The 14,236-nt window shown below is 72.1% G+C and carries 13 protein-coding genes; 9 read left to right on the top strand and 4 right to left on the bottom strand.

What is annotated here, in order from left to right; translation table 11 throughout:
• Positions 1–79: 79 nt before the first annotated feature.
• The 3 genes from tgmC to FF041_RS30080 all read left to right on the top strand — a co-directional run bounded on the left by tgmC (position 80) and on the right by FF041_RS30080 (position 4,687).
• Positions 80–1,273 (top strand): ATP-grasp peptide maturase system methyltransferase, encoded by a 1,194-nt coding sequence (tgmC, locus tag FF041_RS30070; protein WP_323393128.1) that lies wholly within the window; start codon positions 80–82, stop codon positions 1,271–1,273.
• A gap of 333 nt (positions 1,274–1,606) precedes the next feature.
• Positions 1,607–2,998 carry a sporulation protein gene (locus FF041_RS30075; RefSeq protein WP_323393130.1) on the top strand — a complete coding sequence of 464 codons (1,392 nt, stop codon included), beginning with the start codon at positions 1,607–1,609 and terminating at the stop codon, positions 2,996–2,998.
• 486 nt (positions 2,999–3,484) lie between these two features.
• Positions 3,485–4,687 carry an alpha/beta hydrolase family protein gene (locus FF041_RS30080; protein ID WP_153525719.1) on the top strand — a complete coding sequence of 401 codons (1,203 nt, stop codon included), beginning with the start codon at positions 3,485–3,487 and terminating at the stop codon, positions 4,685–4,687.
• 213 nt (positions 4,688–4,900) lie between these two features.
• Here the strand turns inward: FF041_RS30080 and FF041_RS30085 are convergent, their stop codons facing one another.
• Positions 4,901–5,599 (bottom strand): copper homeostasis protein CutC, encoded by a 699-nt coding sequence (locus FF041_RS30085; protein ID WP_153487295.1) that lies wholly within the window; start codon positions 5,597–5,599, stop codon positions 4,901–4,903.
• A gap of 203 nt (positions 5,600–5,802) precedes the next feature.
• Here FF041_RS30085 and FF041_RS30090 point away from each other — a divergent pair, with 203 nt between their 5' ends.
• Positions 5,803–8,067, top strand: a complete 2,265-nt coding sequence (locus FF041_RS30090; protein ID WP_323393132.1) for a heavy metal translocating P-type ATPase — start codon at positions 5,803–5,805, stop codon at positions 8,065–8,067.
• Positions 8,068–8,147: 80 nt separating this feature from the next.
• Here the strand turns inward: FF041_RS30090 and FF041_RS30095 are convergent, their stop codons facing one another.
• Positions 8,148–8,468, bottom strand: a complete 321-nt coding sequence (locus FF041_RS30095) for a DUF6479 family protein (RefSeq protein WP_153525720.1) — start codon at positions 8,466–8,468, stop codon at positions 8,148–8,150.
• Between the two features lie 191 nt (positions 8,469–8,659).
• On the opposite strand from FF041_RS30095, the gene FF041_RS30100 reads away from it, so the two are divergent.
• The 3 genes from FF041_RS30100 (at position 8,660) to FF041_RS30110 (ending at position 11,289) form a co-directional block, all read left to right on the top strand.
• Positions 8,660–9,319 carry an HD domain-containing protein gene (locus FF041_RS30100; protein WP_153525721.1) on the top strand — a complete coding sequence of 220 codons (660 nt, stop codon included), beginning with the start codon at positions 8,660–8,662 and terminating at the stop codon, positions 9,317–9,319.
• 10 nt (positions 9,320–9,329) lie between these two features.
• Positions 9,330–9,767 (top strand): Pepco domain-containing protein, encoded by a 438-nt coding sequence (locus tag FF041_RS30105; protein WP_153525722.1) that lies wholly within the window; start codon positions 9,330–9,332, stop codon positions 9,765–9,767.
• A gap of 298 nt (positions 9,768–10,065) precedes the next feature.
• Positions 10,066–11,289 carry a Cmx/CmrA family chloramphenicol efflux MFS transporter gene (locus tag FF041_RS30110; RefSeq protein WP_194292240.1) on the top strand — a complete coding sequence of 408 codons (1,224 nt, stop codon included), beginning with the start codon at positions 10,066–10,068 and terminating at the stop codon, positions 11,287–11,289.
• Positions 11,290–11,468: 179 nt separating this feature from the next.
• Here the strand turns inward: FF041_RS30110 and FF041_RS39520 are convergent, their stop codons facing one another.
• Both FF041_RS39520 and FF041_RS30120 read right to left on the bottom strand, forming a co-directional pair.
• Complete coding sequence (locus FF041_RS39520; protein ID WP_323393134.1) at positions 11,469–11,735, bottom strand: DUF4031 domain-containing protein; 267 nt, start codon at positions 11,733–11,735, stop codon at positions 11,469–11,471.
• A 37-nt stretch (positions 11,736–11,772) separates the two neighbouring features.
• Complete coding sequence (locus FF041_RS30120) at positions 11,773–12,129, bottom strand: hypothetical protein (RefSeq protein ID WP_153487285.1); 357 nt, start codon at positions 12,127–12,129, stop codon at positions 11,773–11,775.
• An 84-nt stretch (positions 12,130–12,213) separates the two neighbouring features.
• Between FF041_RS30120 and FF041_RS30125 the strand changes: the two genes are divergently transcribed.
• Positions 12,214–13,146, top strand: a complete 933-nt coding sequence (locus FF041_RS30125; protein ID WP_323372458.1) for a MurR/RpiR family transcriptional regulator — start codon at positions 12,214–12,216, stop codon at positions 13,144–13,146.
• A 123-nt stretch (positions 13,147–13,269) separates the two neighbouring features.
• The gene (murQ, locus tag FF041_RS30130) at positions 13,270–14,214 is read left to right on the top strand and encodes an N-acetylmuramic acid 6-phosphate etherase (RefSeq protein WP_153525725.1); all 945 of its coding nucleotides are present in this window, start codon (positions 13,270–13,272) and stop codon (positions 14,212–14,214) included.
• The last annotated feature ends 22 nt before the right edge of the window (positions 14,215–14,236 follow it).

Below are 14,236 nucleotides of genomic sequence, written 5' to 3' on the forward strand. Positions count from 1 at the left end.
CAACACAGCCAGTGGGCTGACTCCCGGACGCCGCTGACATCACCGGCGTTCGCCGACCTTCTGCAGAACGGAGAACGCCGTGAACGCGACCGGCGTCCCTGAGACCGACGCGGCCCGTCTGCGGGAGCGTCTGGCCCGTGCTCTCGCCGGGAGCGGTGTCCCCGGCGGCTGGCGGGAGGCTGTACGGGCCGTGCCCCGGCACCGGTTCGTGCCCGGGTTCTATCTGCCCACTGACGGGCTCGACGGGCAGGGGCTGACGGTGTGGGAGCCGGTCACCGCCGAGATCGACTACGGCCGGTGGCTGGCCGCCGCGTACTCCGATACGACGCTGATCACACAGTTCGACGGCGATGAACCGGACTGGAAACGGCCTGCCGTCCGGCACGGCGGGGCACCGACTTCTTCCTCCACCCTGCCCTCCCTGGTGGTCCGCATGTGGGCCGACGCGGACGTACGGGAAGGGCACACGGTCCTGGAGATCGGCACCGGGACCGGCTATTCGACCGCGCTGCTCCGCGAACGCATCGGCTCGGCCTCGGTGACCTCGGTCGAGGTCGACGGCCGTCGGCTGGAGCAGGCGGCGAGCGCGCTGTACGAGTGCGGCTACACCCCGACCCTGGCGGTGGCGGACGGGCTGTACGGCTACTGGCCCGAGGCGCACTTCGACCGCGTCGTGGCCGCCTGCTCGTTCCGCGCCGTCCCGCCCGCGCTGCTCGCGCAGACCCGGCCGGGCGGAAAGATCCTGCTCACTCTCTCGGGCTGGCTCTACGGATACGCCCGCGTCCTGCTCACGGTCGCCGGGGACGGCACGGCCCAGGGCCGGCTGCTGGGCGGCACCGTCTCGTTCATGTCCGCGCGCACCCACACGGCACCGGCCTTCGGCAACCCCGCCCACTGGGCCGCGGACCTGCCACAGCGCGCCCGGGCGGCCCTGCACGGTCCCGAGTGGATCACCGCCGCCACCGAGGAGGCGTTCCATCTGCGTTTCCTCGCCCAGTGCGCGGTGCCGGGAGCCCAACTGGCCACGGTCGGCGATGAGGTGCACCTGATCGACGCCGTCACCGGCTCCGCCGCCGCTCTCACCCCGCACGACGGCGGCTGGAAGGTGCGCGAGGGCGGGTCGGTCAGATTGTGGGAGCTGATCGAGAACGTCCTCAGCGCCTACGACGCGGCGAACCGGCCCGGGCCGGAGACCTTCACCCTGCACATCGGTGACAGCGGCCAGCAGCTGCGGCACCCGCAGCTGCCCGAGCTGTCGCTGCCCAGGCCCTGACGCGCCCGCATCGTCCCCGGGCCGGACCGCAGGCGTACCGAGGGGCGGCGGGGGTCAGCCTTGAGGTGGAGGCGGCGGGCGTGGGGCTATGACGAGGACTTCGTACATATGACTCCCACCTTGGTCGTGGACCGGGAAGGGACGGTGGACTCCCAGGACTCCGGCGAGCCACCGCCTGCATCCAGAGAACTGCCGGAGCCGGTGTGCGCGGGAGGCGAACCAGGGGGGCGAACAACGCACATCCGGTTCCACGCGTCGCCCTCGCGTCCTAGGCTCGGATCCCGCGCCTGCGGCATCCGCGTCGCAGGACACCGGCTGGCATGAGGGGGCTCGGTGGCGCCCAGGAAGGACCGCCGGGGTGATCCCAACGAGGATCTGGCCCGGCTCGTCAAGCAGGCCGGCGCGAGTCACAAATCCCTGGCCGCGCAGATCAACAGGATCGGTGCCGCGGCCGGTGTTCCGCTCAGGTACGAGCACACCAGTGTCGCCAGGTGGGTGAATCTCGGAATGATCCCGCGCGGCCGCACGCCCGAGTTCCTGGCCGCTGCGCTGGGCGAACGCCTCGGCAGAGTGGTGAGCGTGACCGAGATCGGCATGTATAGCCGGTCAGGCGGAAACCCTGACATGGGGTTGGATTTCGCCCGCGACCCCGTCGATGCAATCCGTGTCGCCGCCACCTACTGGAGAACCGTGGACCGCTCCCGTCGCCAGGTCATCAGCAACGGCTTCGCCATCGCTGCCTTCGCCACGCCTGTCACCCGCTGGCTGGCCAAACCGACCGACGCCCCGACCGCGCATGAAGGAGGCCGGCAGGTCGGCCGTAGCGACCTCGACGAACTGTGGAAGGCCGCGGATGAAGCCCGCCTGTGGGACTCGCGCTTCGGCGGCGGGAACTGGAAGGCCAGCTCGGTCACCGAATGTCTGCGCCTGAACGCCGCACCGCTGCTGACCGGCACCTACACCGAGACCATCGGGCGCGAGCTGTTCGCGGCGACCGCCGAGCTCTCCCGGGTCGTGGGCTGGTCAGCGGTCGACACCGGCCACCACGACATCGCCCAGCGCCACTTCGTCCAGGCCCTGCGCCTGGCGCGGGCCGCGGGCAATGTGGAGAGCGGCTGCTACGTGATGGCCACCATGGCCCTCCAGACCACTCTGCGCGGCTACCCCGAACAAGCCGCCGACATGGCCGAAGGCGCCTACGAACGCGGTCTCGGACACGCCGCACCACGGGTGCTGGCCTTCGCCAAGCTGACCGAGGCCCGCGCCCACGGGCGTGCCGGAAACGCCAAGGCCGCCAAGGCCGCGCTCGGCCGGACCGAAGAGCTCCTCGACTCCATCCGGCCAGGCAGCCACGACCCTGAGCAGCTCGCCTACATGACCCACGCCCGGCTCGCCGCCGACGCCACCGAAGTACACCGCGACCTCAACGACCCCAAGGGCGCCTTCACCTGGAACGAGCTTGCCGAGCCCATGCCCGCAGACCACTTCACCCGCGCCACCGGCATCCGCATGGCGGTCCTGGCCACCAGCCACCTCCAAAACCGCGACCTCGAACGCGGCCTCACCGCCGCAAACACCTCACTGCGCATCCTCAGCAACGTCCGCTCCAGCCGCGCCCACAGCTACCTCCACGAGGCCGCCCGCGCCCTCACCCCGTGGAAAGGACAGCCCGAGGTGGCCGACCTCATCCACCGCACACGCACCGAGCTGCCCGCCGCAGCCTGATGCTGCGGAAGACCGTTAGGTGGATCACACCGCACGGCGGGTGTCCGTGACCGTTGGCACGCCGAAGCCTGGCCGTACGGTACTCCCGGGCGGCCAGGCGATAGCGAGTACCTGAGACACCTCCAGGTTGAGACAGGTTGACGGCTGCTCGTCACACCCATCGCGTACAGCGGTACGGCGGAAATGAGTCCGTCCTGGTGACACGGCCCTGGCCGAAGGGCCGTACTCTCCAGCAGACCGGTGACGTCACCACGCCGGCCCATGCGCGGGCCCCGGGGAGCTGGGTGTCGAGGAAGGCGGGGGCCTGCATGACCGTGGGGTCTGCCCAGGCCCTGATATGCGCGCATCGCCCCCGGGTCGTACCGCGACAGGCGCGGGTCAGACCTGAGGTGGAGGCGGCGGGCGCGGAGCTATGACGAATGTCTGAGTGGGTGTCATCCCCGGCGGCGATGATCTGCGGGGGCGGGCGCACATACGGTCCAGGGCATGACCAGACTCCGTCGCAGCACCATCGCCGCACTGCTCGCGCTGACCCTGCCGTTGCCGCTCGCGGGGGCGGCGTCCGCCGCCGTCCCGTCCGGGGCGCCGGTGGCCGCCGCCGTCTCCGTCTCCGTCTCCGCCGGGATGGAGCTGCCGCGTCCCACCGGGCCGTACGCCGTGGGGCTGACCACGCTCCCGATGACCGACGCCGGCCGGGTGGACCACTGGGTGCCCGCCTCGGGGGCGCGGCAGCTGATGGTGTCGCTGCACTACCCGGCGCGGGCGGGGAGCGGCGCCCCCGCCAAGAGGTATATGAGCGCCGAGGAGGCCCGGCTGCTGCTGGAGCGGAACGGTGCCGGGATGACGTTCCCGGCCGGCTCGGCGAAGAAGCTGAGTAAGACCCGGACGTACGCGCGGGAGGACGCCCGGCCCAAGGGCGGGAAGTTCCCGCTGGTGGTGCTGTCGCCCGGGTTCACCATGTCCCGGATGACGCTGACGCTCCTGGCGGAGGAGCTGGCGAGCAAGGGGTATGTCGTCGCCACCGTCGACCACGCGTACGAGTCCCTGGCCACCGCCTTCCCCGGCCGGGGCGTGCTGGACTGTGTGGCCTGCGACAAGGCCGAGTCGGGAGAAGTGCCGTTCTCCACCGTGCCCAAGGGGCGTTCGAAGGATGTCTCCTTCGTCCTCGACGAGCTGACCGGGCCTGATCCGGCTTGGCGGTACGCGAAGACGATCGACCGCAAGCGGATCGGCATGGCCGGGCACTCCATCGGCGGGAACAGCGCGTCCCGCACCATGGCCGACGACCGGCGGGTGAAGGCCGGGATCAACATGGACGGCACTTTCTTCGCCCCCGTGCCCAAGAAGGGGCTCGACGGGCGGCCGTTCATGATGCTGGGCGCGGCCGACAGCGTGCCCGGCAGCCCGGACGCGAGCTGGGGCAAGGCGTGGAAGCGTCTCGACGGCTGGAAGCGGTGGATCACGGTCAACGGCAGCGATCACGGCAGCTTCACGGACGCGCCCGTCCTGCTGGAGCAGCTGCTGGGCGCACCACAGGAGCCCGCGCTCTCCGCCGAGCGGGCCGCCGGGATCACCCGGGGGTATGTCTCGGCCTTCTTCGACCGGCATCTGAAGGGAATCCCGCAGCGGCTGCTCAACGGGCCGACCCCGGGGAACCCGGAGGTCGTCTTCCACCGGCCCGCCGGGTAGGCGGCCCGGCCCGGGGACGGCAGTAGGCGGTCCGCCGGACGCCGTGAATCCGTCCCATGGAGCGGCGTCCGGGCCGCGCCGTGGTGCCGGAGGCACCTCCTCCCGCGCCATGGTGCCGGAGGCGCCTCCTGATACGGCCGAAGGGGCCGGGGGCTCAGCCCCCGGCCCCTTCGCGCATCCAAAGGAACCCTGCCGCCCCCGGCGACAGCCGGACTACGCGTCCAGCACCCGGCGCCACTCCCTGACCGCCTCCGCGTCCACCGGCCCCGCCCAGCCCTTCGGCCGTGCCGCGCCGCCGATGTGGAAGCCGTCGATCCCCGCGCCGAGCAGCACCGGGACATGGTCCAGCCGCAGTCCCCCGCCGACCAGGATCTGCGTCCGGTACCCCGGCTGCCCCTTGCGCTCCGCCTCCGCGAGCAGGGTCGGCAGGCCCTCGTCCACACCGGACGCCGCCCCCGCCGTGAGGAAGGTGTCGAGGCCCGGCAGCTCCGCCAGGTGCTTGCGCAGCTCGTCCCGGTCGGCCGCGCGGTCGATCGCCCGGTGGAACGTCCAGGAGCAGCCCTGGATCTCGGCCACCAGCCGCTCCACGGTCACCAGGTCCGGGTTCCCGTCCGCGTCCAGGAAGCCGAAGACGAACTCCTCCGCGCCCTCCGCCCGCAGCTCCCCGGCGACGCGTACCAGCGCCTCCACATCGTCATGCGTACCGGCCGAGAATCCATCGGTCAGCCGGAGCATCACCCGCAGCGGGATGTCCACCGCCGCCCGGATCCGGCCGAACGTCTCCCGCGACGGCGTCAGCCCGTCCGCCGCCATGTCCGTGACCAGCTCCAGCCGGTCCGCGCCTCCGGACCGCGCCGCGATCGCGTCCGCCGCGTCCAGGGCGATCACCTCCAGGACCGCACGGTTGCTCATGGGAACCCAATCCTCCTGGGAGACGAACTGCTGCATCAATAGGTCTAGTCCAATGCCAAGCCTAGTGCGCACGCTCTGCGAGCGCAGCAGCGCCCAGGAGATCCGGAACCTCGCCCGCACTTGCTTTCCATACCTAGAGGGGGTATACATGAACTCGGAAGGGATACCCCCCAGGGGTATAAATCACGGGACAGGGAGGAACCGTGGCGCACACAGCCACCCACCAAGAGGTAGAACTCGCCATCGGCGGCATGACGTGCGCCTCCTGCGCGGCCCGCATCGAGAAGAAGCTCAACCGGATGGACGGCGTCGAGGCCACCGTCAATTACGCCACGGAGAAGGCCAAGGTCAGCTTCGTCGGCGACGAGGTCTCCATCCAGGACCTGATCGGAACCGTCGAGGCGACCGGATACACCGCCACGGAGCCGAGGCCCCGGGCCCAGGCGGCCGAGCCCGGCAAGAGCGGCGACGGACCGGCCCCCGAGGACGACCACGAGCTGCGCACCCTGCGCCAGCGCGTGATCACCGCGGTCGCCCTCTCCGTGCCCGTCATCGCGATGGCGATGATCCCGGCCCTCCAGTTCCAGTACTGGCAGTGGCTCTCCCTGACCCTGGCCGCGCCCGTCGTCACCTACGCGGGCTGGCCTTTCCACCGCGCCGCCTGGACGAATCTGCGGCACGGCGCCGCGACCATGGACACCCTGGTCTCGGTCGGCACCTCGGCCGCCTTCCTCTGGTCCCTGTACGCGCTGTTCTTCGGCCACGCCGGGATGCCCGGCATGACCCACCCGTTCGAGCTGACCATCTCCCGCAGCGACGGCGCCTCCAACATCTATCTGGAGGCCGCGGCCGGAGTCACCGCCTTCATCCTGGCCGGGCGCTACTTCGAGGCCCGCTCCAAGCGCAAGGCGGGCGCCGCGCTCAAGGCGCTGATGGAGCTGGGCGCGAAGGAGGTCACCGTACTCCGCGACGGCAAGGAGGTCCGCGTGCCCACCGCGGAGCTGGCCGTCGGCGACCGCTTCCTGGTCCGCCCCGGCGAGAAGATCGCCACCGACGGAATCGTGGTCGAGGGCTCCTCCGCCGTGGACGCCGCCATGCTCACCGGCGAGTCCGTGCCCGTCGAGGTCTCCCCCGGCGACGGCGTCACCGGAGCCACCCTGAACGCCGGCGGCAGGCTGGTCGTCGAGGCCACCCGCGTCGGCGCCGACACCCAGCTCGCCCGGATGGCCAAGCTGGTCGAGGACGCCCAGAACGGCAAGGCCGCCGCCCAGCGCCTCGCCGACCGGATCTCCGCCGTCTTCGTCCCCATCGTGATCCTGCTGGCCCTCGGCACCCTCGGGGTCTGGCTGGCCACCGGAGAGGGCTGGACCGCCGCCTTCACCGCCGCCGTCGCCGTACTGATCATCGCCTGCCCCTGCGCCCTGGGGCTGGCCACGCCGACCGCGCTGATGGTCGGCACCGGCCGGGGCGCTCAGCTCGGCATCCTGATCAAGGGGCCCGAGGTCCTGGAGACCACCCGCAAGGTCGACACCGTCGTCCTGGACAAGACCGGCACCGTCACCACCGGCAAGATGACCCTGCTCGCCGTCCACACCGCCGAGACCACCGACGAGAACGAGGTGCTGCGGCTCGCCGGAGCCCTGGAGAACGCCTCCGAGCACCCCATCGCCCAGGCCGTCGCCGCCGGAGCCGCCGCCAGGACCGGGGCGCTCCCGACCCCCGAGGACTTCGCCAACATCCCCGGACTCGGCGTCCAGGGCATCGTCGAGGGCCATGCCGTCCTGGTCGGCCGCGAGAAGCTGCTCGCCGAGTGGGAGATCCGCCTGCCGGCCGGGCTGGTCCTCGCGAAGCAGCAGGCCGAGGCCGCCGGTCGGACCGCCATCACGGTCGCCTGGGACGGCGAGGCCCGTGCGGTCCTGGAGGTCGCCGACGCGGTGAAGGACACCAGCGCCGAGGCCATCACCCGGCTGCGGAAGCTGGGCCTGACCCCGATCCTGCTGACCGGCGACAACAAGGCCGTGGCCGAGGCCGTGGCCGCCGAGGTGGGCATCGACGAGGTCATCGCCGAGGTCATGCCCGAGGACAAGGTCGACGTCGTCAAGCGCCTCCAGGCCGAGGGCCGCAGCGTGGCCATGGTCGGCGACGGGGTCAACGACGCGGCGGCGCTCGCCCAGGCCGATCTCGGACTGGCGATGGGCACCGGCACGGACGCGGCCATCGAGGCCGGGGATCTGACGCTGGTCCGCGGCGACCTGCGGGCGGCGGCCGACGCCATCCGGCTGGCCCGCCGCACGCTGGGCACGATCCGCACCAACCTGTTCTGGGCCTTCGCCTACAACGTCGCCGCCCTGCCGCTCGCGGCGCTGGGCCTGCTCAGCCCGATGATCGCGGGTGCGGCGATGGCCTTCTCCTCCGTCTTCGTCGTCGGCAACAGCCTGCGACTGCGCGGATTCAAGGCAGCGTCGTAAAGATTCCTCCCCAGACGCGGGGGTCCGGGTGGTCAGCCACCCGGGCCCCCGCGGTCGTACGTATGGGGGAAACCAGCCGGTCAGCCGCCCAGGCCCCCGCTGCCGAAGGCCCCGCCGCCGACGTTCGGGCCGTGGTCCGGCCGGGACTCGCGGCCCTTTCCGGTGCTGTGGCTGCTGTGGGTGTGCATGTTGTAGGGAAGGAGCCGGTCGGCGCCCTCGGGCGGGAAGGCGTCCACGTCCGCCTCCCGGATCTCCTCAAGGTGCTCCCGGTGGTCGGGAACCTCGGGCTGCTCATCGGGGCGCGGTGGTTCGTACTTCTCCCGGCGGATGGCGTCCCACCACATGGACGCGGTGAGCAGAACCACCAGGAGAACGCCTATGACGATGATCACTGTGACCATGGTGTCTGCCTCCGTCGAACTGGGTGGCACACATTCTCTGACCCCAGTGTGAACCTTTTTCTCCCGTTTCACCCCGATAAAGAGGGCCGAAAGGGGGCCGAAAGTGGCTCCCTCCCACCGCCGGGCCGCCAGACCGCCGGCCGCCCACGCCACCGGGCCGCCGCGGAATCCGGACGGCCTAGAGTCGGCGTATGAGCCCGGACCTCAGCCAGCGGTGGTCGCACGCCCTGCTCGCCGCACGCGGCAGCGGCGCGGACGGACCCGATCCGCTCCCCTACGCCGAGAACCTCCTCGCCCGCTGGGCCGAGCCCCAGCGCCGCTATCACACCGTCGCCCACCTCACCGCGGTGCTCGACCACGTCGACGCCCTCGCCGCCCATGCGGCCGACCCCGATCTCGTACGCCTCGCCGCCTGGTTCCACGACGCCGTCTACCTCCCCGACCGCTCGGAGAACGAGGAGCGCTCGGCCCGGCTCGCCGAGCGGGCGCTCCCCGAAGCCGGGCTCTCCCCCGAGGCCGCCGGGGAGGTCGCCCGGCTGGTCCGGCTCACCCTCACCCACGACCCCGGGGAGTCCGACGCCAACGGCGCGGTGCTCTGCGACGCGGACCTCGCGATCCTCGCCTCGGAACCTGCGGCGTACGAGGCGTACACGGCCGCCGTACGGGAGGAGTACGCCTTCGTGCCCGACGACGCCTTCCGCACCGGCCGCGCCGCCGTGCTCCACGGGCTCCTCGCGCTGCCGAGGCTCTTCCACACCCCGTACGGACGGCGGGAGTGGGAGGAGCCGGCCCGCCGCAATCTGACGGCGGAGCTGGCACGGCTCACCCAGGATCCGGGGCTCAGGCCCTAAAGTCCCCGCCATGAGCGAGAAAACGGCGGACGCGTCCGTACCGGCCGTGGAGTCCCTCCTCTTCTGGGTCGACGCCAACGAGCAGGACGCCGGGGAAACCGCGCTGGACGGCGCACGGGCCCTGTTCAGCCGGGACGGCGGCTCCATACTGCGGTCGGTGCCACTCGGGCCGCTGCGCAGAAATCTCGCGGACACGGTGGACGCGCTCCAGCAGGTGTTCGCGGAGATCGCCGAGCGCGGGGGCACGCTGCCGCTGGCGGAGGCGCAGCTGTGGTTCCAGGTGACGTCGAGCGGGGGCGTCCAGCTGATCGGCGGCGGCCAGGTGCAGGGGGCCAGGGGGCTGACGCTGACCTTCCGGCGGCCGAGGGACGACCGAATGGACTCCGGAGGCAGGATCGGGCATGGGCATGGGCCGCGGCAGGGCGGGCCGGGCTGGACCGGCGGCTGAGCGGGGCCGACGGCCGAGCGGGGCCGACGGCCGAGCGGGGCCGACGGCCGAGCGGGGCCGAGGGCTGAGCCAGACCGAGGGCTGAGCGGGCCGCGGGCCGAACTGAGCCGGGCCGGACCGGCAGCTGAGCCGGATCGAGGGCCGGGCCGGACCGGCAGCCGGACCAGCAGCCGAGTCGAGCCGGACCGAGCCGGACCGAGCTCTGAACAGGGCGAATCACACACCGTTCCCGGGAATGCCCGGCGCGACCCCCACGGTTAGCCACGTCATGCCCGAAGCCGCCCCTCCGCGCCCCCGTATGCCCCTCGCCGTCTATATCCTCGGCCTCTCCGTCTTCGCCCTCGGCACCAGCGAATTCATGCTCTCCGGTCTGCTCCCGCCGATCGCCGACGACATGAACGTCACCATCCCCCAGGCCGGTCTGCTCATATCCGCCTTCGCCATCGGCATGGTGATCGGCGCGCCGCTGCTCGCCGTGGCCACGCTCCGGCTGCCCCGCAAGGCGACCCTCATCGCCCTGATCACCGTCTTCGGCCTCGGGCAGGTCGCGGGCGCGCTCGCCCCCACGTACGAGATCCTCTTCGCCTCCCGCGTGATCAGCGCGCTCGCCTGCGCCGGGTTCTGGGCGCTCGGCGCGGCGGTCGCCATCGCGATGGTGCCGATGAACTCGCGGGCGCGGGCGATGGCCGTGATGATCGGCGGGCTCTCCATCGCCAATGTCCTCGGCGTCCCGGCCGGGGCCTTCCTCGGGGACCATCTGGGCTGGCGGTCCGCGTTCTGGGCGGTGGGCCTCGCGTCCGCGATCGCGCTCGTCGGCGTGGTGACGCTGATTCCGCGCATCCCGCTGCCCGCCGAGCGGCCGGTGCTGCGACGGGAGCTTTCGATCTACCGCGACCGGCAGGTCTGGCTGTCCATCGCGATCACCGCGCTCGCGGCGGGCGGGGTGTTCTGCGCGTTCTCGTATCTCGCGCCGCTGCTCACCGATGTCGCCGGGCTCGACAAGGGCTGGGTGCCCTGGGTGCTCGGGCTCTTCGGGCTCGGCGCGCTGATCGGTACGACGGTGGGGGGCCGGGTCGCCGACGCCCATCTCTTCGGGGTGCTGCTCAGCGGCATCACCGCCTCGACCGTGTTCCTCGCGGCGCTCGCGCTCTTCGCGTCCAGCCCGGCCGTGACGATCGCGCTCGCCTTCCTGCTGGGCCTCTCGGCGTTCTTCACCGCTCCGGCCCTCAACGCCCGGATGTTCAATGTGGCGGGCGCGGCCCCGACCCTGGCGGGCGCGACCACGACGGCGGCCTTCAACCTCGGCAACACGGGCGGGCCATGGCTCGGCGGCACGGTGATCGACGCGGACTTCGGCTTCGCGTCCACGGCCTGGGCGGGTGCCGCGATGACGGTCGTGGCGCTGGGTCTTGTGGCCGTGTCGCTGCGGCTGCACGGCAGGTCACGGCTGGTAGCCGCCTCCCCGGCAGTCGTCCGGAAGCCCGCTGACGTGCCCGCCGCCGCCACGGGCGAGCGGGTCTGAGCCCGGCCGGGCGGGCCGTCTCCAGGGGCGGCCCGCCCGGTGCGCCGTACGCCCGGACCCGGAGGACCCGAACCCGGCAGCCCCGGTGCCGTACGCCCGAACCCGGCAGCCCCGGTGCCGTACGCCCGGACTCGGCTGACCCGGCACCGTACGCCCGGAAGACCCGGCCCCGTACCGCCTTACGCCGGTCGCCCCTTCGGCCGCCGCAGCCCCGCCTTCACCAGCAGTCGCACCACCTCGCGGCTCGACACCTCCACCGCCCCCGCCGCCACGGCGTCCGCGTAACGGTGCGACGGGACGTCGTAGTGGTCCCGCTCGAACGCGCGCGACGGCACGCCGATCAACGACGCGAACGCGTGCAGCTCGTCGTACGACACATCGCTGATCAGATGCGACCACATCCTGCCGTGGCCCGGCCAGGTCGGCGGGTCGATGTAGACGGTCACCGGCGACCGCCGCCCGGCGACGGGCCGTACGAGCGCGTCATACGAGTCCGCCGACCGGCGCGACCACCACACCCGCCTTGTGGCACACCCACTGCGGGTCCGGACCGAGCTCCGGCTCCACCTCCAGCGCATGCGGATCGCCCTCGTCGCAGACCGGGCAGAGCGGCCAGCGGCCATGGCTCTCCAGCAGGGCGTCCTGCACATCCTGGGCGACCAGGCCCGTGAGATACGCCAGCCCGTCCGGCCACTGCTCCACCCACCAGCGGCGGTGCGTCACCGACTTCTCGACCAGGGACACCACCTCCGCGTCCGCCGCGTCCCGGGCGGCGAGGTCCGCGAGGACCAGGGCACGGGCCGTGTGAAGGGCCTGCTCAAGGGGATCGGCGTCATTCATGCCGCCATTGTCGCCCCCCGGCGGTCGCACCGTCCGCCCCGGCGGGGTTGACCCCGCCCGTATAACGAAAATATCTTTCAATATGTGACTGATCATGTGAAGGAAATTTTCAACGCCTCCCAGCCGACCGGTCTGCCGCCCGCCCCCGCGGCCCTCGCCGCCAAGGTCCGCACCCTCACCCCGTCGCTGACCCGCTCCATGCAGCGCGTCGCCGAAGCCGTCGCCGACAACCCCGCGGGCTGCGCCGCCCTCACGGTCACCGGCCTCGCCGAGCTCACCGGCACCAGCGAAGCCACCGTGGTGCGCACCGCACGGCTCCTGGGATACCCCGGCTACCGCGATCTACGCCTCGCGCTCGCCGGACTCGCCGCCCATCAGCAGTCCGGCCGCGCCCCCAGCGTCACCGCCGACATCGCCGTCGACGACCCGATCTCGGAGGTCGTCGCCAAACTCGCCTACGACGAACAGCAGACCCTCGCCGACACCGCCGCCGGACTCGACACCGTCCAGCTCGCCGCCGCCGTCGCCGCCGCCGCGACCGCCCGCCGGATCGATGTCTACGGAGTCGGCGCGTCCTCCCTCGTCGGCATGGACCTGGCACAGAAACTGCTCCGTATCGGACTGATCGCCCACGCCCACGCCGATCCCCATCTCGCCGTCACCAACGCCGTACAGCTGCGCTCCGGCGACGTCGCCATCGCCATCACCCACTCCGGCTCCACCGGCGATGTGATCGAACCCCTGCGGGTCGCCTTCGAGCGCGGCGCGACCACCGTCGCGATCACCGGCCGCCCGGACGGACCCGTCACCCAGTACGCCGACCATGTGCTCACCACCTCCACCGCCCGCGAGAGCGAGCTGCGGCCCGCCGCCATGTCCTCCCGTACCAGTCAGCTCCTCGTCGTGGACTGCCTGTTCATAGGGGTGGCCCAGCGGACCTATGAGACCGCCGCGCCCGCACTCGCCGCCTCGTACGAAGCCCTCGCCCATCGGCACACTCCCCGCAACGCCCGCTGAGCAGCATCCGCTGAAGCAACGCCCGCTGAGCACCGCCCGCTGAAGACCGCCCCTGAACCTGAAGCGCCACCCGGACGGACCAGAGACCACACACCGAAGAGACCCTCGAAGAAAGCGTCCCCGATGACCTCCACTTCCCCCGCCCCCGGTGAACTCCGCGCCCAGCTCGACACGCTCACCACCGAGGCGTTCCGCCCCGAGCTCGCGGACATCGACCGGCTGCCCACGCTCGACCTCGCACGGCTGATGAACGGCGAGGACCAGACCGTCCCCCGGGCCGTCGCGGCCCAGCTGCCCCGGATCGCCGCCGCCATCGACGCCACCGCCGAGCGGATGGCCCGCGGCGGACGGCTGATCTACGCGGGCGCGGGCACCCCCGGTCGGCTGGGCATCCTGGACGCCAGCGAGTGCCCGCCCACCTTCAACACCGACCCCGGCGAGGTGGTGGGGCTCATCGCGGGCGGCCCCTCCGCCATCGTCAAGGCCGTCGAAGGCGCGGAGGACAGCGGAGAACTCGCCGCCGCGGACCTCAAGGCACTGGAGCTGACCGCCGATGACACGGTGGTGGGAATCTCCGCCTCCGGGCGCACCCCCTACGCCGTGGGCGCGGTCGCGCACGCCCGCTCCCTCGGCGCGCTCACCATCGGGCTCTCCTGCAACGCGGGCAGCCCGCTCGCCGCCGCGGCCGAGCACGGCATCGAAGTCGTCGTCGGGCCCGAGCTGCTCACCGCGTCGACCCGGCTGAAGGCGGGCACGGCGCAGAAGCTGGTCCTCAACATGCTCTCGACCATCACCATGATCCGGCTGGGCAAGACCTACGGAAATCTGATGGTCGACGTACGCGCCTCCAACGAGAAGCTGCGCGCCCGCTCGCGCCGTATCGTCGCGCTCGCCACCGGCGCGTCCGACGACGAGATCGAGACCGCCCTCGCCGCCACCGGCGGCGAGGTCAAGAACGCCATCCTCACCATCCTCGGCTCGGTCGACGCCCCCACCGCCGCCCGGCTGCTCACCGAGAGCCGCGGCCATCTCCGCGCGGCCCTCCGCGTCGCCACCGCCAGAGAGTGACCGCACAGCAAGGCTCCCCCCT

It is taken from the genome of Streptomyces jumonjinensis, from assembly GCF_009600885.1.
Classification (GTDB): domain Bacteria; phylum Actinomycetota; class Actinomycetes; order Streptomycetales; family Streptomycetaceae; genus Streptomyces; species Streptomyces jumonjinensis.